The 18782-nt window shown below is 69.7% G+C and carries 19 protein-coding genes and 1 pseudogene; 10 read left to right on the plus strand and 10 right to left on the minus strand.

Going from position 1 to position 18782, the window contains the following annotated elements; genetic code table 11:
* Nucleotides 1–5: 5 nt before the first annotated feature.
* The gene (locus KOI35_RS27725; RefSeq protein WP_215791553.1) at nt 6–932 is read right to left on the minus strand and encodes an SDR family NAD(P)-dependent oxidoreductase; all 927 of its coding nucleotides are present in this window, start codon (nt 930–932) and stop codon (nt 6–8) included.
* Entirely contained in the window at nt 929–1831 is a 903-nt protein-coding gene (locus tag KOI35_RS27730) for an alpha/beta hydrolase family protein (protein ID WP_215791554.1), read from the minus strand. Before KOI35_RS27730 ends, KOI35_RS27725 begins: the two co-directional genes overlap by 4 nt.
* 134 nt (nt 1832–1965) lie before the next feature.
* Here KOI35_RS27730 and KOI35_RS27735 point away from each other — a divergent pair, with 134 nt between their 5' ends.
* The gene (locus KOI35_RS27735; protein ID WP_308121171.1) at nt 1966–2538 is read left to right on the plus strand and encodes a TetR/AcrR family transcriptional regulator; all 573 of its coding nucleotides are present in this window, start codon (nt 1966–1968) and stop codon (nt 2536–2538) included.
* On the opposite strand, the gene KOI35_RS27740 is transcribed toward KOI35_RS27735, so the two are convergent.
* On the minus strand, nt 2531–2914 hold the full coding sequence (locus tag KOI35_RS27740) for a winged helix-turn-helix transcriptional regulator (RefSeq protein ID WP_215791555.1): 384 nt from the start codon (nt 2912–2914) through the stop codon (nt 2531–2533). The two genes, KOI35_RS27735 and KOI35_RS27740, sit on opposite strands and share 8 nt — an antisense overlap.
* A gap of 108 nt (nt 2915–3022) precedes the next feature.
* Here KOI35_RS27740 and KOI35_RS27745 point away from each other — a divergent pair, with 108 nt between their 5' ends.
* On the plus strand, nt 3023–3832 hold the full coding sequence (locus KOI35_RS27745; RefSeq protein WP_215791556.1) for an enoyl-CoA hydratase/isomerase family protein: 810 nt from the start codon (nt 3023–3025) through the stop codon (nt 3830–3832).
* 28 nt (nt 3833–3860) lie between these two features.
* On the opposite strand, the gene KOI35_RS27750 is transcribed toward KOI35_RS27745, so the two are convergent.
* The 3 genes from KOI35_RS27750 to KOI35_RS27760 are packed head-to-tail and all read right to left on the minus strand — an operon-like array spanning nt 3861 to nt 5689.
* Nucleotides 3861–4067 carry a tautomerase family protein gene (locus KOI35_RS27750; protein ID WP_093618296.1) on the minus strand — a complete coding sequence of 69 codons (207 nt, stop codon included), beginning with the start codon at nt 4065–4067 and terminating at the stop codon, nt 3861–3863.
* A gap of 12 nt (nt 4068–4079) precedes the next feature.
* Nucleotides 4080–4955, minus strand: coding sequence for an SDR family oxidoreductase (locus KOI35_RS27755; protein ID WP_215791557.1), 876 nt, complete (start codon nt 4953–4955; stop codon nt 4080–4082).
* Entirely contained in the window at nt 4955–5689 is a 735-nt protein-coding gene (locus KOI35_RS27760; protein ID WP_215791558.1) for an SDR family oxidoreductase, read from the minus strand. The genes KOI35_RS27755 and KOI35_RS27760 overlap by 1 nt, the downstream gene beginning before the upstream one ends.
* 163 nt (nt 5690–5852) lie before the next feature.
* Between KOI35_RS27760 and KOI35_RS27765 the strand changes: the two genes are divergently transcribed.
* The 7 genes from KOI35_RS27765 to KOI35_RS27795 all read left to right on the plus strand — a co-directional run bounded on the left by KOI35_RS27765 (nt 5853) and on the right by KOI35_RS27795 (nt 13066).
* A complete protein-coding gene (locus KOI35_RS27765; protein ID WP_215791559.1) occupies nt 5853–6611 on the plus strand; it encodes a TetR/AcrR family transcriptional regulator in 759 nt (252 codons plus the stop codon).
* A 210-nt stretch (nt 6612–6821) separates the two neighbouring features.
* On the plus strand, nt 6822–7775 hold the full coding sequence (locus KOI35_RS27770) for a nucleoside hydrolase (protein ID WP_215791560.1): 954 nt from the start codon (nt 6822–6824) through the stop codon (nt 7773–7775).
* Nucleotides 7776–7798: 23 nt separating this feature from the next.
* Complete coding sequence (locus KOI35_RS27775; RefSeq protein ID WP_215791561.1) at nt 7799–9142, plus strand: ABC transporter substrate-binding protein; 1344 nt, start codon at nt 7799–7801, stop codon at nt 9140–9142.
* Nucleotides 9142–10101 carry a carbohydrate ABC transporter permease gene (locus tag KOI35_RS27780; protein WP_215791562.1) on the plus strand — a complete coding sequence of 320 codons (960 nt, stop codon included), beginning with the start codon at nt 9142–9144 and terminating at the stop codon, nt 10099–10101. Before KOI35_RS27775 ends, KOI35_RS27780 begins: the two co-directional genes overlap by 1 nt.
* On the plus strand, nt 10098–10964 hold the full coding sequence (locus tag KOI35_RS27785) for a carbohydrate ABC transporter permease (RefSeq protein WP_215791563.1): 867 nt from the start codon (nt 10098–10100) through the stop codon (nt 10962–10964). Before KOI35_RS27780 ends, KOI35_RS27785 begins: the two co-directional genes overlap by 4 nt.
* Nucleotides 10961–11914, plus strand: coding sequence for a ribokinase (locus tag KOI35_RS27790; RefSeq protein WP_215791564.1), 954 nt, complete (start codon nt 10961–10963; stop codon nt 11912–11914). The genes KOI35_RS27785 and KOI35_RS27790 overlap by 4 nt, the downstream gene beginning before the upstream one ends.
* 111 nt (nt 11915–12025) lie before the next feature.
* Complete coding sequence (locus KOI35_RS27795; protein ID WP_215791565.1) at nt 12026–13066, plus strand: LacI family DNA-binding transcriptional regulator; 1041 nt, start codon at nt 12026–12028, stop codon at nt 13064–13066.
* Between the two features lie 14 nt (nt 13067–13080).
* On the opposite strand, the gene KOI35_RS27800 is transcribed toward KOI35_RS27795, so the two are convergent.
* Genes KOI35_RS27800 through KOI35_RS27810 form a run of 3 tightly spaced genes read right to left on the minus strand, consistent with a single transcriptional unit; the run spans nt 13081 to nt 16168 of the window.
* Nucleotides 13081–13896 carry a carbohydrate ABC transporter permease gene (locus tag KOI35_RS27800; protein ID WP_215791566.1) on the minus strand — a complete coding sequence of 272 codons (816 nt, stop codon included), beginning with the start codon at nt 13894–13896 and terminating at the stop codon, nt 13081–13083.
* 2 nt (nt 13897–13898) lie between these two features.
* Nucleotides 13899–14870: a carbohydrate ABC transporter permease gene (locus KOI35_RS27805; RefSeq protein ID WP_215791567.1), complete on the minus strand. Its 972-nt coding sequence runs from the start codon at nt 14868–14870 to the stop codon at nt 13899–13901.
* A gap of 2 nt (nt 14871–14872) precedes the next feature.
* Nucleotides 14873–16168 carry an ABC transporter substrate-binding protein gene (locus KOI35_RS27810; protein WP_215791568.1) on the minus strand — a complete coding sequence of 432 codons (1296 nt, stop codon included), beginning with the start codon at nt 16166–16168 and terminating at the stop codon, nt 14873–14875.
* A gap of 282 nt (nt 16169–16450) precedes the next feature.
* Between KOI35_RS27810 and KOI35_RS27815 the strand changes: the two are divergent.
* Nucleotides 16451–17287 (plus strand): annotated as a pseudogene (locus KOI35_RS27815) (serine/threonine-protein kinase).
* Here the strand turns inward: KOI35_RS27815 and KOI35_RS27820 are convergent.
* Entirely contained in the window at nt 17271–18737 is a 1467-nt protein-coding gene (locus KOI35_RS27820) for a non-reducing end alpha-L-arabinofuranosidase family hydrolase (protein ID WP_215791569.1), read from the minus strand. The pseudogene KOI35_RS27815 and the gene KOI35_RS27820 sit on opposite strands and share 17 nt — an antisense overlap.
* Between the last annotated feature and the right edge of the window lie 45 nt (nt 18738–18782).

The following is an 18782-nucleotide window of genomic DNA, read 5'->3' on the forward strand; positions in this document are numbered from 1 at the left end:
ATGGCTCAGTCCAGCAGCTGCTCGCTGAGTGTCCACAGGCGACGCGCATCGGCCGGGTCGAGCATGGCCGAGTTCGCGTCGGACGGGATGCTGTCGGCGGTCAACGGGCGGACCGTGTCGTCCAGCACGGCCACGTCACTGTCCTTCAGATAGAGCCCACCGAGCCCGTCGAGCAGTGGGCTCACCGCGCCGAACACCAGCGTCGCGGCTCCCTGGGCGATCGTCTTCTTGCCCGCCGCCGGGTCGATGATCGTCGCGCCGTTCGCATCGACAAGACCTTGTTCCCCGTACGACGTGAGCGCGCTCGCATCATGCGGACCGGGCCCGATGATGACGCCGGGGTGCGCCGCGAACGCCCGGATGCCCTCGTCGCCGTACCGGCGGTCGAGCTCGACGGTGAACAGGACGTTCGCGCGCTTGGCCTGCCCGTACGCCTGAACCGGGTCGTACCCCCGCCGGAAGGCCGGATCGTCCCAGCGGATCTCGCCGAACCGGGCCGCCCCCGAACTGACGGTGAGCACCCGCGCGCCCCCGGCCCGGCGCAGGGCCGGGAGCAGCGCCCGGGTCAGCTGGAAGTGGCCCAGGTGGCTGGTCGAGAACGAGAGCTCGTTGCCGCGGCCGTCCAGGCGCAGTTCCGGGCTGAAGCGCGGCACCGCGTTGTTGACCAGCGCGTGCACCGGCCGCCCGGAGGCGAGCCATCGTTGCGCGAAGGCGTCGATCGAGGCGGGATCGGCCAGGTCGATCTGGTCCCGCCCGGCGACGGTCACGGATGCACCCGCCGCGGCGAGAGCCCGGCTGACCTCGGCCCCGAGCCGGCCGCGTCCGCCGGTGACGACCACCTGCCGGCCGGTGAGATCGAGCCCGTCGAGGACATCGCCGGCCGTCGAGGCGGCCGTGAAGCCGCTGCCGATCGGGTGCTGATTGTCGATCATGACTTGGACTCGATGTGGCCGACCGGCTCGGCGGGCGTGGCGGCGAACTCGGCCCACGCCTTGTCGTCGACGTCGAGAGCGGTCTTCAGGAACGCCGTCGTCGCCCGGCGGACCAGGGCGACACGCTCGGGGCTCTCGTCGGTGGTGACGGTCGACGAGTAGTCCTGGATGCCGCCGAGCAGGTGCTCGCCGCCGATCAGGGTCACCAGGTGCTGAGCGCCGGGGCTGTAGTGGTAGACGTCGGTGAACCAGTCCGGGCCACGGGTGGACAGCAGCGACTGGTCGTGGTCGCCCGCCAGCACGATCGACGGCGTGTCGAGCTGCGTGAAGTCGGGGCTCATGAAGGCGAAGTTCTCCTGCGCGAACGGGCTCAGGTCCCCGCGGGCGATCCCGGTGGTGGACAGCAGGACGCCGGCCTTCACGCGCGGGTCGGTGCGGTCCTCGCCCGGCTTGCCGTCGGCGTCGAGCACGCGGGCGCCGAGGAGCATGCCGACCGACTGCCCGCCCCACGAGTGGCCGGCCACGGCGAGGCGCTGGGTGTCGACGCGACCGGTCAGGCCGGGCACCGCGGCGATGATGGTGTCCAGCTCGTCGATGACCTGCTCGAGGTCGTCGACCCGGGTGCGCCAGATCGTCGGGTAGCGGGGGTCGGCCGGGGTCACGCCGAGCGTCGCCGAGTCGAGGAACGTGGGCTGCACGACGACGAACCCGTTGGCCGTCCAGTGGTCGACGAGCGGGTCGGCCGCGGTCATCGACTGGCTGAAGCCGTGCGCGAAGACGATCACCGGGAGATCGGTTCCGGTGACCGGTGCGGTGATCCGGACCTCCAGGTCGACGCCCCGGTCGGCGGGGGCGGGGAGGGTGACGGGCCGGACGCTGATGATCTGAGTAGTTGACACGCTGGGGTCCTTCCAGTGACGCGAGGGCGCCGAAACGGATCGGCGTTCCGCAAACGTACGGAACCCGGTTCCGTTTTGGCAAGCGAAACGGATCACTGTTCCGTACGGGAACAGGGCCGTGCGATGATCGGAGCGTGACCAGCCCCCGCCGTCGTGATGTCAAGCGGAACGAGCGAGCCCTGCTCGACGCGGCCGCCACCGTCTTCGTGACCTCCGGCGTCGACGCTCCGGTGCGCGAGGTCGCGGCGGCCGCCGGAGTGGGGGTGGCCACCCTCTACCGGCACTTCCCGACCCGGTCCGACCTGGTCGTCGCCGTCTACCGCCACCAGATCGACGCCCTCGCCGAGGCCGGACCCGCCCTGCTCGAGTCGGCGCCGACCCCGTTCGCGGCCGTCCTGAGCTGGGTCCACCAGTTCGTCGATTTCCTGGGCACGAAACACGGGCTGGGCCGGGTGTGGGAGGGCGACGCGGCCGGTTTCACCGCGCTGCACACCCTCTTCGTGGAGCGCCTCGAACCCGTGCTCACCGACATGCTGCGGGCCGCCCGGGAAGTCGGCGAGGTGGTCGCGCCGGTCACCGCGTACCGGCTGATCCGGGCCGTCGGCGACCTGGTGGCGTTCGCCCCGCACGACCCCGCCTACGACGTCCGGCAGATGGTGACCCTGCTGGTCAGCGGCCTCCAGCAGCCGCAGCCCGAGATCAACTAGAGCGTTTGTCGTACGCCAGCCGGCGCTCCTGGATCTCGCCGGCGTGCTCGACCGTCCAGTCGTAGAGGCGGCCGAACGGCTCGCGCAGCGACTCGCCCAGCGGGGTCAGCGAATACTCCACGCCCACCGGGGAGGTGGGCAGTACCCGCCGCTCGATCATGCCGTTGCGTTCCAGGCGGCGCAGCGTCTGGGTGAGCACCCGCTGGGTCACGCCGTCGAGGCGGCGCTTGATCTCGTTGAAGCGTCGCGGCTGCTCGAGCACGGCGAGCACCATCATCGACCACTTGTCGGCGATCTGGTCGAGGATCGGGCGGCTCGGGCAGTCGGCCGCGAACGCCACCTCGGCGTCGGTGATGGCCCGGTAGACGCTGCTCATGGCGGTATCCTCCGCGATCCCTGGTGTGCCCGAAGTGCGTTATTGACGGCTTTCCCGACGGCGCCGAAGCTAGGTATGCATCTGGAACCTAGTAACTCGGAGCTACCAATGGCAACCCTGCGGACCAGGCACGAGACCGGCGTCCTGTACGTCACCTTCGACAACCCGCCCGTGAACGTGCTCGACGTCGCGTTGATGGCCGCGGTGCGGGAACTGCTCGACGACGTGCGCGCGAGCACGGACGTACGGGTGATCGTCTTCGACAGTGCCGACCCGGAGTTCTTCCTCGCCCACGTCGACATGACGTTGGATCCGGAGAGCGCCGCGCCGCTCGCGGCCGGTCTGCCCGACGGCGTCAACATCTTCCAGGGCCTCGGCGAACTGCTGCGCCACCAGCCGCAGGTCACCATCGTCAAGCTGGCCGGACTGGCCCGTGGCGGCGGGGCCGAGTTCGTGGTGGCGGCCGACCTGGCGTTCGCCGCCCGCGAGACCGCCGGCCTGGGCCAGATCGAGGCGCTGATGGGCATCGTCCCCGGCGGCGGCGCGACGCAATATCTGGCTCAGCGGATCGGGCGGAACCGGGCCTTGGAGGTCGTCCTGGGCGCCGACCTGTTCGACGCCGGCACCGCCGAACGCTACGGCTGGATCAACCGCGCCCTGCCCGCCGCCGAACTCGACGCCTTCGTCGACCGGCTGGCCCGTCACATCGCCGCCCTGGCCCCCGGCGTGATCGCGGCCGCCAAGTCCGCGCTGGCCCCGGCCGACCTCACCGCCGGGCTGCGCCGCGAGGACGCCGCCTGGTCGTCGCTGATCACCCGGCCGGCCGCCGCGACCCTGATCGGCGGGGGACTGAAGGCGGGCGCCCAGACCCGCGAGGGCGAACGCGACCTGGAGGGCCTCCTGCGCGCGATCGCCTGAGACCGGCGGCGGACGGACCCGCCGCGGGTCAGCTGCGGCCGAGCATCTCGGCGGTCAGGACGTTCCCGCCCAGGCCCCAGCCGCCCTCGACGACCTCGTCGACCAGGACGAGGGTGGTCGCGCGGGCCCGCTCGCCGTACACGTCGGCGTAGGCGTCGGTGACGGCGTCGATCAGCTTCTTCTTCGACTCCGGGGTCAGGGTGTCGGCCGGAACCTTCAGGTTGGCGAACGGCATGGTGGTTTCCTTTCAGAGGGCGGCGTTCGGGGACAGCAGGTCCTCGATGCCGATGCGGTGGTAGAACTCGCTGCGGATGCGGTCGGCGACGACCGAGACCACCTCGCTGCCGTCCCGGCTCGGGTCCACGTGGGTGCGGAACGGCCGCTGCCCGGCGGGCAGCCCGACGACGCGGACGATCTCGTCGGCCACCGACTGCACATCGGCGTCCGGCGGGATCAGGGCGGCCAGCCGCTGGTCGATCTCGGCTCGGAGCCGGCCGTAGTGGTGCTCGTACGCGGCCGCCCGGGTCTGATCCTCGGGGTGGCCGGCGTGGGCGAAGTGGTTGGTGCCCGAGGTGAAAGCGCCGGGGACCACGATGGTCGTACCGATGCCGAACCGGATCAGCTCGGCCGCGTAGCTCTCGGCCAGGGCGTCCATCGCGGCCTTGGCCGCGAAGTAGGGCGCGAGGAACGGCGGGTGCCCGCCGCGGGTCGAGGAGCTGCCGACCCAGACGAGAAGCCCGGATCCCTGCTCGCGCAGGACCGGCAGCGCGGCGCGGTTGACCCGCTGGGTGCCGACCACGTTGACGTCGTAGACAGCGGCGAGCTGCTCGGGGGTGAACGCCTCGGCCGGTCCGAGGACCATGTGCCCGGCGTTGTGCACGACGACGTCGAGACGGCTGTGCCGCCGGACGATCTCGGCGACGGCCGCGTCGGCCGACGACTGCGACTGCACGTCGAGGTCGACGGCCGAGACCGCGTTCGCGTCGAGTTCCGCCACCACGCCGGCGTTGCGACCGGTGGTGGCGCGCATGCCCGCGACGACGGTGTGCCCGGCGCTGGCCAGGGCGAGCGCGGTCAGCCGGCCGAAGCCGCTGGAGGCTCCGGTGACGAGCGCGACGGCCATCAGATGATCCCGCCGTTGGCCCGGACGATCTGCCCGTTGACCCAACGGCCACCCGGCCCGGCCAGGAACGCGACGACCTCGGCGATGTCGGCCGGGGTGCCGAGACGCTGCAGCGGGGGCTGCTGGGCCAGGCGTTCGATGGTGGCCTCGTCCTTGCCGTCGAGGAACAACTCGGTGGCGGTGGGGCCGGGGGCGACGGTGTTGACGGTGATGTCGCGGCCGCGCATCTCCCGTGCCAGGATCAGGGTCATCGCCTCGACCGCGCCCTTGCTGGCGGCGTAAGCGCCGTAGCCGGGGAACTGGAGCCCGACCACCGAGGTCGACAGCAGCACGACCGCCCCGCCGTCGCGGACCCGGCGGGCCGCCTCGCGGGCCACGACGAAGGTGCCGCGGATGTTGGTGCGGTGCTGGGCGTCGAGGTCGTCCAGGTCCAGCTCGGCGATCGGTGCCAGCGACATCCGGCCGGCCGAGTTGACGACGACGTCGACGCCCCCGAACGTGCGGGTGGCGGTGTCGAACAGGGCGGCGACGGCCTCCGGGTCGGCGACGTCGGCCTGACCGGCGACGGCCTGCCCGCCGGCGGCGGTGATCTCGTCGACGACCTCCTTGGCCGCCGCCTCGTTGCCGGCATAGCCGACGACTACGGCCTGGCCGGCCGCGGCGAGGGTGGTGGCGATGGCCCGGCCGATGCCCCGGGAGGCGCCGGTGACAACGGCGACTCGTTGCTCCGTCATGACTTCCATCCAAGATCGCTAGTAGCGACAGCCGATTGCCGTATCGCTGATACGACGAAGCTAACACAGCGATCGGATCGCTGCTAGCGATGTGACGTAGCATCGATTTTGACCGGCCGGGAATGGCCGGATCGACGTTAGCGATTTGGCGTATCATCGCTTCATGAGTGACGCGGAGTACCCCGGCCGGCCTCGTCGGCGGCGGGATGCCGACGGCCCGGCCGACGACGCGCAGGTCCGGAAGGCGCTGGTCGAGGCGGCCGAGCGCCGCTTGGCCGCCTCGACCGACGGCGACATCGCCACGCGGGCGGTCAGCGAGGATGCCGGGGTCAGCCAGCCCGTGCTGTACCGGCTGTTCGGCGACAAGCGCGGTCTGCTCGACGCCGTCGCCGATGCGGGTTTCGAGCGCTACGCCCGGCGTAAATCCGAACTCGAGGTCACCGATGACGCCGTCGCCGACATGTACGCCGGTTGGGACGACCACATGGCCTTCGCCGCGGCCAATCCCGCCCTCTATCAGCTGATGTTCGCCCCGCGGGCGCGCGCCGCCACGACCGCCTACAAGCGCATTCTCGAACTGCTCGAGGCCACCCTGCTGCGCTGCGCGGCCGCCGGTGCCCTGGCCACCACGCCGCACGCGGCCGCCCGGCTGATCCTGCCGGTCAACATCGGCGTCGCCCTGAGCCGGATCGCCCAGCCCGCCCTCTTCGACGATCCGGGCCTGTCGCACGTCGCCCGCGATGCCGTCTTCGCCGCGGTTCTCACCGAACCCGTGGTGACCCGGGCGCCGGATCCGGTCCGCGCCGCCGCCCGTCAGTTGAGCGCCCAGCTCGCCCTGACCGGCACCGACCGGCTCGAGCCGGCCGAGACGGCCCTGCTCGGCCGGTGGCTCGAACGCATCGACGAGCCCGCACGCCGGTGACGCCGGTGGCTCGAACGCATCGACGAGTCCGCACGCCGGTGATGCCGGTGGCCGGGGCCGGTGCAGGGGCGCAAATCCGTCTTTAGCGGGGCAGGGACAAAGTTTCCCGAACGTTAAGGATGTTTCGCAGAGATTTCTTCCGGTGTCTTGTCGGTCACATTCAACTCGTGTTTACTGCCGTTCAACACGAGTTGAATGGGGTTTGCTTCGATGCGCATCATCCTCGACACCGACCTCGCCATGGGCGCACCCGGCTCCGACATCGACGACGGGTTCGCGCTGGCTCTCGCCCACGCCGACCCCGGCATCGAGCTCGATCTGATCACCACCGTCAACGGCAACACCGACGTCGAGAGCGCCACCATCCTCACCGGGGAGCTGGCGAACCGGCTGGGCATCAAGGACGTCCCGATCGTGCGGGGCGCCTCGGCCGCATACACCCGTCCGCAGATCAAGCGCGCGCCCGCCGACAACGTGGTGGCGCTGCGCGACTCGGCCCAGCCGCCCACCGGCGGCTACGCGGCCGTGGCCATCGCCGACCACATCATGGCCCACCCGGGAGAGATCACCCTGGTCGCCATCGGCCCGCTGACCAACGTGGCCGCCGCACTCCTGCTCGAACCGCGTATCGCCGGCGCGGTCAAGGAGATCGTCATCATGGGCGGGATGTTCTTCGGGACCATGTCCAACCGCGACATGCCCGGCGAGTTCAACGTCTGGGTCGACCCCGAGGCCGCCCAGGCCGTGCTGCGCTCGGGCGCACCGCAGCGCTGGGTCGGCCTCGACGTCACGCTGCAGGCCCGCCTCAACCGCGACCACGCCCAGCGGATGATCGAGGCCGGCACCGCGTTCGCCCCGTTCGCGGGCGAGTTCACCCTGGCCTGGATCGACCACATCCACGCCCTCTATCCGGGCAACCCCCTCGAGGCCGACTCGTGCGCCATGCACGACCCGCTCGCGGTGGCCGTCCTCACCCGGCCCGATCTGTGCGAGTTCCGCGAGGTCACGGTCTCGGTGATCACCGGCGAGGGCGAGGCCCGGGGCGTGATGATCACCGACCGTCGCGAGGGTGCCGAGCCGCCCGCGGCCAACGCCCGCGTCGCGGTCTCCGTCGACGCCGATGCCTTCACCGAACACTTCCTCGGTCTCATAACCGGTCTCTGAACGAAGAGAGAGGACTCCCCGACATGTCTCTCATAACCCCTCTGAGCCGGCGGCGGTTGCTCGCCGGGCTGGCCGCGGCCACCGCCTCGGCCCTGGTCCTCACCGCCTGTGGTGGCGGCGACGACAGCGGCACCGGCAGCACCGCCGGCGGCTGGTCCCTGCCGAGCAGCGACCCGACCGCCACCATCAAGGTGCTCAGCATCCTCGACCTCAAGACCGCCCACATGCAGGAGGTCATCGACGCGTTCGAGAAGGCCCACCCGACGATCAAGGTGGACTACCAGTCGGTGCCGTTCGACAGCCTGAACAGCACGCTGGACGCGCGGATCGCCAACAAGGGCGGCGACCCCGACGTCTACTGGGCCGACCAGCCCCGCATCTCGGCGCTGGCCGCCCGGGGCGAGGCCGAAGACCTGACGAAGGCGTTCGCGGGTTTCAAGAGCTCGTTCGACCCGACCGCGTACGACTCGGGAATGTTCCAGGACAAGCTCTGGGCGCTCCCGATCGCCAACTCCTCCCAGCTGCTCTACTACAACAAGGCGCTGCTGAAGAAGGCCGGGCTGGCCGAGCCGTCGGCCGACCCGAACCAGCGGATGACGTGGGAGCAGCTGACCAAGGACGCGGCCAAGGCGAAGTCGTCCGGCGCCCAGTACGGCTTCCTGTTCGGCCAGTTCGACCGCTACTACCAGCTGGAGCCGCTGCCGGTTCAGCTCGGCGGCTCGCCCGGGGCCACCGGCGACAAGAACCTCACCCCGGACTTCACCTCGGAGCAGTGGGTCAAGGCCTTCACCTGGTACGGCGATCTGTTCAAGCAGGGTGTCGCGCCCAAGGGCATGAAATCCGAGGAGACCGACCCTGCGTTCGTGGCCGGGCGGGCCGCGTACATGGTGGAAGGACCTTGGTTGATCCCGCAGCTCGGGGCGTCCAAGGTGGACTGGGGAGTCGCGCCGCAGCCGGTCTTCGAGGGCGGTAAACCGGCCACCCCGACCGGTTCGTGGTCGCTCGCGATGAACCCGTTCAGCAAGCAGAAGGAGGCCGCCGCGGTCTTCATGAAGTGGATGGCGGTGGACGAGGGCGGCGGCTACATCAAGTACCGCTCCGACCCCGAGCTGGCCGCGTCGCCCGAGGGCAAGAAGATCTACTTCCAGAAGTCGGTGTTCTCCTCGCCGGCCGGTAAGGACGCCGCGAAGATCATCGACTTCGAGACCTCGAACACCGCCGTCAACCGGGTGCCGACCATCGGCTACATCGAGTTCGAGACGATCCTCAACCAGGCCTTCGCCGACATCCGGAACGGCGCCGACGCGAAGACCGCCCTGGACAGTGCCTCGGCCCAGCTGACCACCGCCTGGAAGAAGTATCAGTAATGGCTTCGTCCACCGTCACGTCCGAGCCCGTCGTCGCCAAGCGGCGGCGGGCCGGCCGCCGGCCGGAAGCCGGGCGGCAGCGGCCCGGCCGCCGGCAGGAACTGATGTGGGCCGCGATCTTCCTGTCGCCCGCGATCGTGGCCCTGGTCGTGCTGCGGGTCGTCCCGACCGTCGGTGCCGTCGTCCAGAGCCTCTACAAGGCGTTCCCCGGCGGCATCATCCCGGCCACGTTCCACGGCCTGGGCAACTACGAGTCGCTGTTCGCCGACCCCAACTTCGTCAGCACCATCGTCCGTACGCTGGTCTTCAACGCGATCATCAATCCGTTCCAGATCGTGCTGGCGTTGCTGCTGGCCGTGCTGTTCACGCAGAAGATCCCGGCCGTCGGGGTGTGGCGCACGCTGGTCTTCATCCCGATCACCGTGCCGATCGTCGGCTCCTCCATCGCGTGGGGCGCCGCCCTCAACCCCGAGGGCCCGGTCAACGCCCTGATCAGCGCGCTCGGCGGCAACCCGCAGCCGTTCCTCACGTCGCCCGACCAGGCCCTGGCCGGCATCATCATGCTGGCCAGCTGGATCGGCATCGGCTACTGGATGCTGTTCCTCATCTCCGGTCTGCAGGCCATCCCGGAGGAGCTGTACGACGCGGCCAAGATCGACCGGGCCGGCCCGATCCGCACGTTCTTCAGCATCACCATCCCGATGCTCAAGCGACCGCTGCTGTTCGTGCTGGTCGCCGACACCGTCGCCAACTTCGTGCTGTTCGTGCCGGTGCAGCTGCTGACCCAGGGCGGGCCGCAGAACAGCACCACGCTGCTGATGTTCGACGCCTACCGGACCACGTACGGCTACGGCAGCCGCAACCTCGGTGCGGCCGAGGTGGTCATCCTCACCGTCATCATGATCTTCTTCGTGCTCCTGCAGTTCCGGCTGCTGCGCGAGGAGAGGACGCCGCGATGACGACGACCCCAGCCCTCCCCGTACGGACGCGCCGGGTCAAGACCTCCACCGTCGTGCTGACCGCCGTGGCCGTCATCGTCGGCGCGGGCTTCGTACTCCCCGCGATCTGGATCCTCATCGGCTCGTTCCGCCCGAACGCCGAGATCCTCACGACGATGTCCCCGCTGAGCTGGCACCTGGTCATCCCGTCCGAGGTCACCTTCGAGAACTACGTGCACCTGCTGGTCGACTCCGGCTTCGCCCGGGCGCTGCTCAACTCGTTCATCGTCTGCATCGCCTCGGTCGCGATCGGCCTGGCCATGTCGGCGATGGCCGCCTACGCCCTGGCCGTCTACCAGTTCCCCGGCCGCAACCTGATCTTCGCGGTCATCGTGATCAGCTTCATGGTCCCGTTCGAGGCCATCGCGATCCCCCTCGCGCAGCAGTTCACCGACTGGGGGCTGGGCAACACGATGACCGGGCTGATCCTGCCCGGCGTGGCCAACGGTCTGGCCATCTTCAACCTGCGCCAGTACTTCCTGGGCATCCCGCAGTCCTATCGCGAGGCCGCCATGATCGACGGGGCCTCCGAACCGAGAATCCTTTTTTCCCTGTACGCACGTCTCAGTGGCCCGGCCCTGACCAACTCGGCGCTGCTGATCTTCCTCGGCCAGTGGACCGCGTTCCTGTGGCCGCTGCTGATCGTCAGCGACCAGAAGCTGCAACTCGCCCCGGTCGCGCTGGCCGGCACCTTCGGCGAGCACGCCGCCGACTACGGGCAGAACTTCGCCGGCACCATCGTGCTGACCCTGGTTCCCGCGGTCAGCATGTTCGTGCTCCAGCGCTTCTTCGGGCGGCTCTCGATCGGAAGTGGAGAGAAGTGAGCAAATTCCTTCCCGGTACGGCGGGCATCATCGTCGTCGGATCCGCCAACCAGGACTACATCGTCCGAGTGGCCGAACCGCCGGGACCGGGCGAGACCGTACTGGCCACCGATCTGCTCAACCAGCCCGGCGGCAAGGGGGCCAACCAGGCCGTGGCGATGGCCCGGCTGCGGGGCGACGTCAGCTTCGTGGCCTCGGTCGGTGACGACGCCGACGGCGCCCAGCTGATCCGCGAACTGCGGTCCGAGGGCGTCGACACCACCAGCGTCGAGATCATCAGCCGCGGCCGTACGGGACTGGCCCTGGTCCTGGTCTACGACTCGGGCGAGAACTCGATCACCGTGGTGCCCGGCACCAACTTCGCGCTGACCAGTGAGCGGGTCCACCGTACGGTCAGCCGGATCGCCGCCGAGACCGGCGCCGCCACCATGGTGGCCCAGGCCGAGGTGCTGCCCGAGATCATCACCGCCGCCATCACGGCGGCGGCCGCGGCCGGGGCCCGGGTCATCCTCAACCTCGCCCCCTACCAGCCGGTGGCCGCCGAACTGCTGGCCCACTGCGATCCGCTCGTGCTCAACGAGGCCGAGGCCAGCGGCCTGCTCGGCTGGGAGGTGCGGGGCGCCGAAGCGGCCCTGCGGGCGGTCACCGAGCTGCGGTCGCAGACCCGCTCGGTGGTCGTCACCGTCGGCGCCGAAGGGGCGTGCTGGGCCGACGCCGACGACAGCGGTCATGTCCCGGCGCCGAGACCCACGGCCGTCGTCGACACCACCGGCGCCGGCGATGCCTTCGTCGGCGCGCTCGCGGTCCGGCTCACCTCCGGCGACACCCTGAAGGAGGCGGTGACCGTCGGCGTGCGCGCCGGAACCTTCGCGGTGCAGAGCCCCGGCGCCCAGTCGTCGTATCCTTCGCCGGCGGACCTCGGACTCGAGCCCGCCGAGATCCACCCCTAGGGTCTGTGTCGAAGTGGGAGACGGGCTGCGGCGTGGCCCAGCGGCCAGACGACACCTGGACCTCGCCTCGCTCCGGCCCCCACTTCGACACAGACCCTAAGGAGCGCCACCTTGGCAGTAACCCGCTCGGATGTGGCGCGCGCCGCCGGCGTCTCCCCGGCCGTGGTCAGTTACGTCCTCAACAACGGACCACGGCCGGTGGCCACCCACACCCGCGAACGGGTCCTGGCCGCGATCGACGAACTCGGCTACCGGCCCAATGCGATCGCCAGCGCGCTGCGCGGAGGCAGCACGCAGACGGTCGGCCTGCTCACGCCGAACCGCAGCAACCCGTTCTACGGGGCGCTGGCCGAGGAGATCGAGCGCACGCTGACCGAGCAGGGCTACCTGACCCTGACGGCCAGCACGTACGGCTACCGATCGAGCGAGGAACGCCTGCTCCAGACGTTCATCGACCGCCAGACCGACGGCCTGATCATCACGTCCGGGGTGTCGCTGTCCGGCCCCGCACTGTCCGGCGTCGAGCAGTCGGTGCTGGTGCTCGAGGAACGCCCGGAGAGCCCGCTGTCCACGCTCAGCATGGACGACGAGGGTGACGCGGCCCGCGCCGTCGACCACCTCCAGGTCCACGGCCACGACCTGATCGGTTGCATCGTCGGCCCGCCCTACGTCAGCACCGACGGTCTGCGCCTGTCCGGGTGGCGCGAGCAGCAACGGCGGACCGGCCGGCCCGCCTCGGACGGCCTGGTCGCGCTGGCCGACGCGGGGGAGGAGGGCGGCTACCAGGCGGCCGGCCTGCTGCTGAGCGAGCACGGCCGGCCGTGGGCGGTCTACGGGCGCCGCCCGACCGCCCTGTTCGTGGCCTCCGACGTCCAGGCGTTCGGCGCGCTGCACGCCTGCTGGGAGCTGGGCCTGCGGGTCCCGGACGACGTGGCCCTGGTGTCGATGGGCGGCACCCGGGGGGCCCGCTTCACGATCCCGCCGCTGACCACGATGCGCCAGGACGTCGAATACCTGGCCCGCAGCGCGTGTACCCGGCTGCTCGAGGAGATCCGCACGCCCGGCCTCCCACCCGCACACGTCCGACTGACCGGCAACCTGGTGGTGGGCCACACCTGCGGCTGCTCCCCGTACGGCGTCATCCGGCGATGATCAGCTCGGCGGGGTCAGCCCTTGACGGCTCCGGTGAGGCCGCCGACGATGCGGCGCTCGAAGAGGCTGAAGAACACCAGGGCCGGGATCATCGACAGCGACGTGAAGGCCAGCACCTTGGCCGTGTCGACGGAGTACTGCGAGGCGAAGGCCTGCACGCCCAGCGGCAGGGTGAAACTGTCCTGGTCGTTGAGGATGAACAGCGGCAGCAGATAGCTGTTCCAGCTGCCGATGAAGGCCAGGATCCCGGTGGTGATCAGGCCCGGCACCGACAGCGGGAGCACCATGCGCCAGAAGAAGCCGAGCCGGCTGCACCGGTCGATGGCCGCGGCCTCCTCGATCTCCTTGGGGATGGCCCGCAGGAACGGGACCAGGATGATGATCGTGGTGGGCAGTCCGAAGGCGATCTGGGGGAGGATGACACCGGGCAGCGTGTTCACCAGGCCCAGGTTCTTCACCAGGATGTAGAGCGGCGTGATGGCGACCGTGGCCGGGAACATGAGTCCCGCGGCGAACAGGGCGTACATCGCGCCCCGGCCCCGGAAGCTGTATCGGGCCAGGACGTAGCTGGCCATGACGCCCAGCGTGACGACGGCGACGGTGGTGACGACCGCCGCGATCGTCGAGTTGCCGACCTGACGCCAGAAGGTGTCGCTGGCCAGGATCTCGGTGTAGTTGCCGGTCACCCACGGGTCGGGCAGACCGGCCGGGTAGGTGGTGATCTGCGAGTTGGTCCGGAAGCCGCCGACGATGATGTAGATGACCGGCCCGAGCATGAGGCCGATCAGCATCAGGGCGACGAGGTAGACGATGGAGTTGCGCCGGCCCATGTCTACCGCCCCTCGGTGAGCGCGCCCTCGGTGTCCCGGCGCAGAACGAAGCGCTGGTAGATCAGCGCGATGATCATGGAGATGACGAAGAGCACGACCGCCACCGCGTTGCCGTAGCCGTAGTTACCGGCGTTGCGGCCCTCGGTGACCATGTACGTGGCCATCGTGGACGTTCCGGCGGTCGACGAGACGTACTGGCCCCAGATGATGTAGACGAGATCGAAAAGCTGCAGCGAGCCGATGATCGACAGGAACGCCCAGATCCGGATGGTCGGCCCGAGCAGGGGCAGCGTGATGTGCCGCTGGGTCTGCCAGAACGAGGCGCCGTCGACCGCGGCCGCCTCGGACAGCTCGTCCGGGATGTTCTGCATGCCGGCCAGGAACAGGATCACCGCGAACCCGACGTACTTCCAGACCAGGATGAACATCAGCGACCAGATGGCCAGGCGCGGATTCGCCAGCCAGTCCGCGGCCAGCCCGCCCAGGCCGAGCGAGCGCAGCACGTCGTTGCCGGCCCCGTTGGTCTGCAGGATGAGGGCCCACGCGGTTCCGGTGATGACCTCCGAGATCACGTACGGGACGAAAATGAGCACCCGGATGACGGACTGCCCACGCATCCGCCGATTGAGGAGCAGCGCCAGCCCCACCGCGACAGGTCCCTGCAGCACGAGGGACAGCACGACGATCTGGAAGTTGTGCCAGAGCGCCTCGTGGAACAGCGTGTCCTGCAGGATGGTGACGTAGTTGTCGAGCCCGACGAAGTTGGTCGGCCGCCCGAAGCCCTTCCAGCGGTAGAAGCCGTAGTAGGCGGCCATCAGCACCGGGAAGATCACGAAACCGGCGAAGACCAGGATCGCCGGGCCGGACAGCGCCACGATCTCGAGGCGCTGGGCCCAGCCGATGCCGCGCCGGCGCGGCCGCACCGGAGGCGGCGCCTGCACGCCGCCTCCGTCCCGTAGACGGGTGACCGTCACGCTCAGCCCTTCTTGGCCGCGTCGTTCACGGCCTGGATGATCCCGGCCACGTCGCCCTTGCCGGCCAGCAGGTTGACCACGCCGACGTTGAGGGCGTTGCCGACGTTCTGCCCGTACACCGTGTCGAGCCACTGCGAGACGTACGGGGCCTTGTTGTAGGCCTCGAGCACCGCCTTGAGGTAGTCCTCGGTCACCGCGCCCTGGGCCTGCTTGCTGACCGGCAGCGAGTTGAAGGCCTTGTAGTACGCCTCCTGCAGCGGTTGGGTGAGGATGTAGTTGAGGAAGTCGGCGCACTCCTTGGGGGCCTGGGCCGAGCACGAGAAGCCGTCGGCGCCACCCATGATCGCGGCGGGGTCGCCCTGGCCCCCGGACACCGCCGGGAACGGGAAGAATCCGAGGTCGGGCAACGGCTTCTTGTCCTTGGTCAGGCCGGCGATCACGCCCGGGTCCCACGAGCCCATCAGCTCCATGCCCGCCTTGCCGTTGGCCACCAGACCGGCCGAGCTGCCGGCGCCCTGCTGCGCCGAGGTGGTCAGGAAGCCGTCGTTGAACGGCTTGGTGTCGGCGAACGCCTTCAGGTCCTGGCCCGCCTTGGTCCAGCAGGGATCGCTGAAGTTCTTGTCCTTGGCCGCCGCGTCGAGCGAATCCTTGCTGCAGGCGCGCAGGGCGAAGAAGTAGTACCAGTGGGCGGCGGGCCAGGCGTCCTTGGCGCCGAGCGCGATCGGCGTCCCGTTGGCCTTGAGCTTGCTCGCGGCCGCGCTGAGCTCCTCCATGGTGGTCGGTGCCGCGGTCACGCCGGCCTTGGTGAAGGTGTCTTTGCTGTACCAGAAACCGCCGGGAAGGATCGAGACCGGGACGGCGTACGTCTTGCCGTCGACCTGCCCGGTGCCCAGGGCGGCGTCGCCGATCGCCTGCTTCGTCTCGGCCGTGACGTCGTCGGTGATGTCCTTGAGCTGACCCGCCTCGACCATCGCGGCCATCTTGCCGCCGCCGCGCTGCAGGAAGATGTCCGGCGCGGAGCCGGAGTTGAGCGAGGTCTGCAGCTTGCCGTCCAGATCCTCGTTCTGGATCGACTGGATCTTGATGGTGACGTTGGGGTGGGCGGTGTGGAAGTCGGCCACGGCCTTTTCCCAGTACGCCTTGCCCGGGCCGGTCGTCGAGTTGTGCCAGAGCGTCATCGTGACGGCGCCGCCCGAACCGGAGCCGCCTTCGTCGTCGTCACCACCGCTGCAGGCGGCCAGCCCGGCCGTGCTCAGAACCAGGGCGGCGGTCGCGGCCAGAAATCGTCTAGGCGCCATAAAAGTCACCTCTCGGAACCGAAAGTTTCGGAGTGTTTCCGGAATGTGAAGCCAAGCTATGAAGTGATCAATGTGCATTTCAAGATGTCTGAGCCGATGAGATGGAAGTGTCGTTAACGTGTATTCACCGGGTTGCCGCCTGGCCAGAGAACTGAAACGTTTCGCAATCGTCCGGAAGTTGCATCAGGTCGGTGCAGGGGGAAGGGAAGGTTTGCCGCCGCCCCGGGAGGCCCGGGCGGTGGCGAGGCTGCGGCCCTGGCGGCGGCCCACGCCGACGGCGTCGTGCACCGCGACGTCAAACCGGCGAACGTCATGGTGACCAGCTCCGGGGTGAAGCTGGTGGACTTCTGCATCTCGGCCGCGGTCGGCGCGTTCGACGACGGTGGAGGCCAGTTGCTGGGCACCCCGGCCTAACTGGCGCCGGAGCGCCTCGAGGGCGGCCCGGTCCGTCCGGCGACCGACGTCTACGCCCTGGGCCTCCTGATCTACCTCGCCCTGACCGGTCGGATGCCGTGGCAGGCGGCGACCGTCACGCAGATGGTCCGGGCCCATGTCTACGCGAAGCCCGCGCCGCTCCCGGCGATCCCCGGCCTGCCGTCCGCGGTCATCCGGCTCGTGACGCGTTGCCTGGCCAAGAACCTGGCCGAGCGGCCCAGCGCGATCGAGGTCGCCGAGGTGCTGGGTGAGGTGGCGGGTCTGCCGTCGACCGCCCTGATGCGGAGCGCCACCGCGCCCACGGTGTCCCTGCCGCCGATGAGGAGCCGGCGACCCGGTCGTGCGGTGCTGATCGGTGCCGGGGCCGCCGCCGGTCTGCTGCTCGCGGGCGGTGTCTGGTGGGCCGGCGACGGCGGGACCGAGCCGGCCGGGGCGGTCGTGGCGACGCCTCCGGCCGCCACCGGCCGTGCGCCCGAGGCCCGGCCGTCCAGGACGACGACCGGGCCTACCGTACGGGCGGTGGCGGTTCAGCGTGAGCAGGCTGATCCCGTACGGGCGAAATCCGCTCGGCGTGAGCGGGCCGAACCCGTACGGGGGAAGCCGCCGAAGGCGCCCAAAAAGCCTGCGCCGAAACACCAACCCGGACCCAGGCCTGGGAAGAAGGGCGTCAGCGCTGCCGGGTGAGCAGGCCGGGACGGTACGGCAGCAGTCCGTAGTCGCCGCCGGAGCTGGGGGAGCGGCCCTGGTACAGCAGTTGCAGGTTGCACGGGTCGACCGTCATGGTCTGGTCGGCGCTGACCCGGATCAGCTCGCCGTGGCTGATGTCGTTGGTCCACGTAGCACCGCTGTTGGCCTTGCCCGCAAACGGGTTGCTCTCGGTGGCGGCGTTCGGGGTCCACGAACCGCCCAGGCTGCCCGCGGTGAACGAGCGGAAGTACCGGCCGTTGGCGCCGATCGCCTCGACGATCATCAGGTACTGGTTCTGGCCTTGGACCTTGTAGACCTGAGGTGCCTCGAACAGATTGTTGGTCGAGTCGCTCATGATCGTGGTGTACGAGGAGCCGAAGTTGCCCGGGAAGTTCCCGATCGGCATGCTCGCCCGATAGATCTTGCCGTTGTCGCCGGCGAAGAACAGGTACATGTTCGTGCCGTCACCGATCAGAGCCTGGTCGATGGGTCCGGTGCCGGAGCCGCTGATGCTCCCGGTGAACAGCGGTTGCGCCGCCGACCAGCCGTTGGCGTTGGTGGGGTCGCTCGACGTCCGGTAGGAGAAGGCGGTCGGCCCCCACTGGTAGGCCAGCACCCAGATGTTCTTCGGTGCGAAGTAGAACAGCGACGGCGCGACGGTGCCCGACGACATCGCGTTCTGGCTCGCCGAGGCCATGTCGGACCAGTTGGTGAACAGGCCGAAGTTCATCGAGCCCCACGTCGACCCGTTGTCGTGGGTGGTGGCGTAGACGAGTTGCCGGCCGTTGTACGGGGCGACGGTGAAGTCCTTGAGCGACACCCAGCCCGATCGGGGTGTGGCCAGCGAGCCGGTGGACGACCACCGGTAGGAGGACCCGAGCGTGCAGGAGCCGGTCGATCCTCCACCGACGCGGACCATCTGCCACTGCTGGTTGGCGCCGTTCCAGTCGCTGTACTGGACGACGTTCGCGCCGTCGGCGGTGGAGGCGCCCTGCACCTCGAGGGCCTTGCCGCTGTTGCGGTTGATCAGTTGGATCCAGCCGTCGATGTCCTGGACGCTGAACTGCTGATTGGTGGTGTTGTTGTCGGTCCACTGCACGATCGAGCCGCCGTCGGCGGTGGAGAAGTTGTAGACGTCAAGCACCTTGCCGGACAGGCGGGACTTGAGCCGGTACTGCCCGCCGCCGGAGTCGACGAACTGCCACTGCTGCTGGTTGCCGTCGTTGCGGGCCCACTGGGTGATGCGGGCGCCGTCGGTGGTGGCCAGGTTGTAGACGTCGAGGGCCTTGCCGCTGTTGCGGTTGACCAGCACGTACCACGCGGTGGTGTCGATGGTGGCGGCCGACGCGGGCGGGGCGGCGACGACGGCGAGCACGCCGCCGGCCAGGGCGGTGGCGAGCCCGGTGGCCGCGGCGAACCATCGGCGGCGGGTTCTGGTGGATGTCACGAACGTCCTCCCGAGGACTGGGGATGGGGGCGGTTAACGTTAACA

The sequence above is a fragment of the Paractinoplanes bogorensis genome (assembly GCF_018829635.1).
GTDB classification, from domain to species: Bacteria; Actinomycetota; Actinomycetes; order Mycobacteriales; family Micromonosporaceae; genus Actinoplanes; species Actinoplanes bogorensis.

What these genes read in the sequence shown, in the direction of transcription:
- KOI35_RS27740 (WP_215791555.1), bottom strand. Translation starts at nt 2,914, where the DNA reads ATGAGCAGCGTCTACCGGGCCATCACCGACGCCGAGGTGGCGTTCGCG.
- KOI35_RS27750 (WP_093618296.1), bottom strand. Translation starts at nt 4,067, where the DNA reads ATGCCGTTCGCCAACCTGAAGGTTCCGGCCGACACCCTGACCCCGGAG.
- KOI35_RS27780 (WP_215791562.1), top strand. Translation starts at nt 9,142, where the DNA reads ATGGCTTCGTCCACCGTCACGTCCGAGCCCGTCGTCGCCAAGCGGCGG.
- KOI35_RS27810 (WP_215791568.1), bottom strand. Translation starts at nt 16,168, where the DNA reads ATGGCGCCTAGACGATTTCTGGCCGCGACCGCCGCCCTGGTTCTGAGC.
- KOI35_RS27765 (WP_215791559.1), top strand. Translation starts at nt 5,853, where the DNA reads ATGAGTGACGCGGAGTACCCCGGCCGGCCTCGTCGGCGGCGGGATGCC.
- KOI35_RS27785 (WP_215791563.1), top strand. Translation starts at nt 10,098, where the DNA reads ATGACGACGACCCCAGCCCTCCCCGTACGGACGCGCCGGGTCAAGACC.
- KOI35_RS27725 (WP_215791553.1), bottom strand. Translation starts at nt 932, where the DNA reads ATGATCGACAATCAGCACCCGATCGGCAGCGGCTTCACGGCCGCCTCG.
- KOI35_RS27775 (WP_215791561.1), top strand. Translation starts at nt 7,799, where the DNA reads ATGTCTCTCATAACCCCTCTGAGCCGGCGGCGGTTGCTCGCCGGGCTG.
- KOI35_RS27745 (WP_215791556.1), top strand. Translation starts at nt 3,023, where the DNA reads ATGGCAACCCTGCGGACCAGGCACGAGACCGGCGTCCTGTACGTCACC.
- KOI35_RS27760 (WP_215791558.1), bottom strand. Translation starts at nt 5,689, where the DNA reads ATGACGGAGCAACGAGTCGCCGTTGTCACCGGCGCCTCCCGGGGCATC.
- KOI35_RS27755 (WP_215791557.1), bottom strand. Translation starts at nt 4,955, where the DNA reads ATGGCCGTCGCGCTCGTCACCGGAGCCTCCAGCGGCTTCGGCCGGCTG.
- KOI35_RS27770 (WP_215791560.1), top strand. Translation starts at nt 6,822, where the DNA reads ATGCGCATCATCCTCGACACCGACCTCGCCATGGGCGCACCCGGCTCC.
- KOI35_RS27800 (WP_215791566.1), bottom strand. Translation starts at nt 13,896, where the DNA reads ATGGGCCGGCGCAACTCCATCGTCTACCTCGTCGCCCTGATGCTGATC.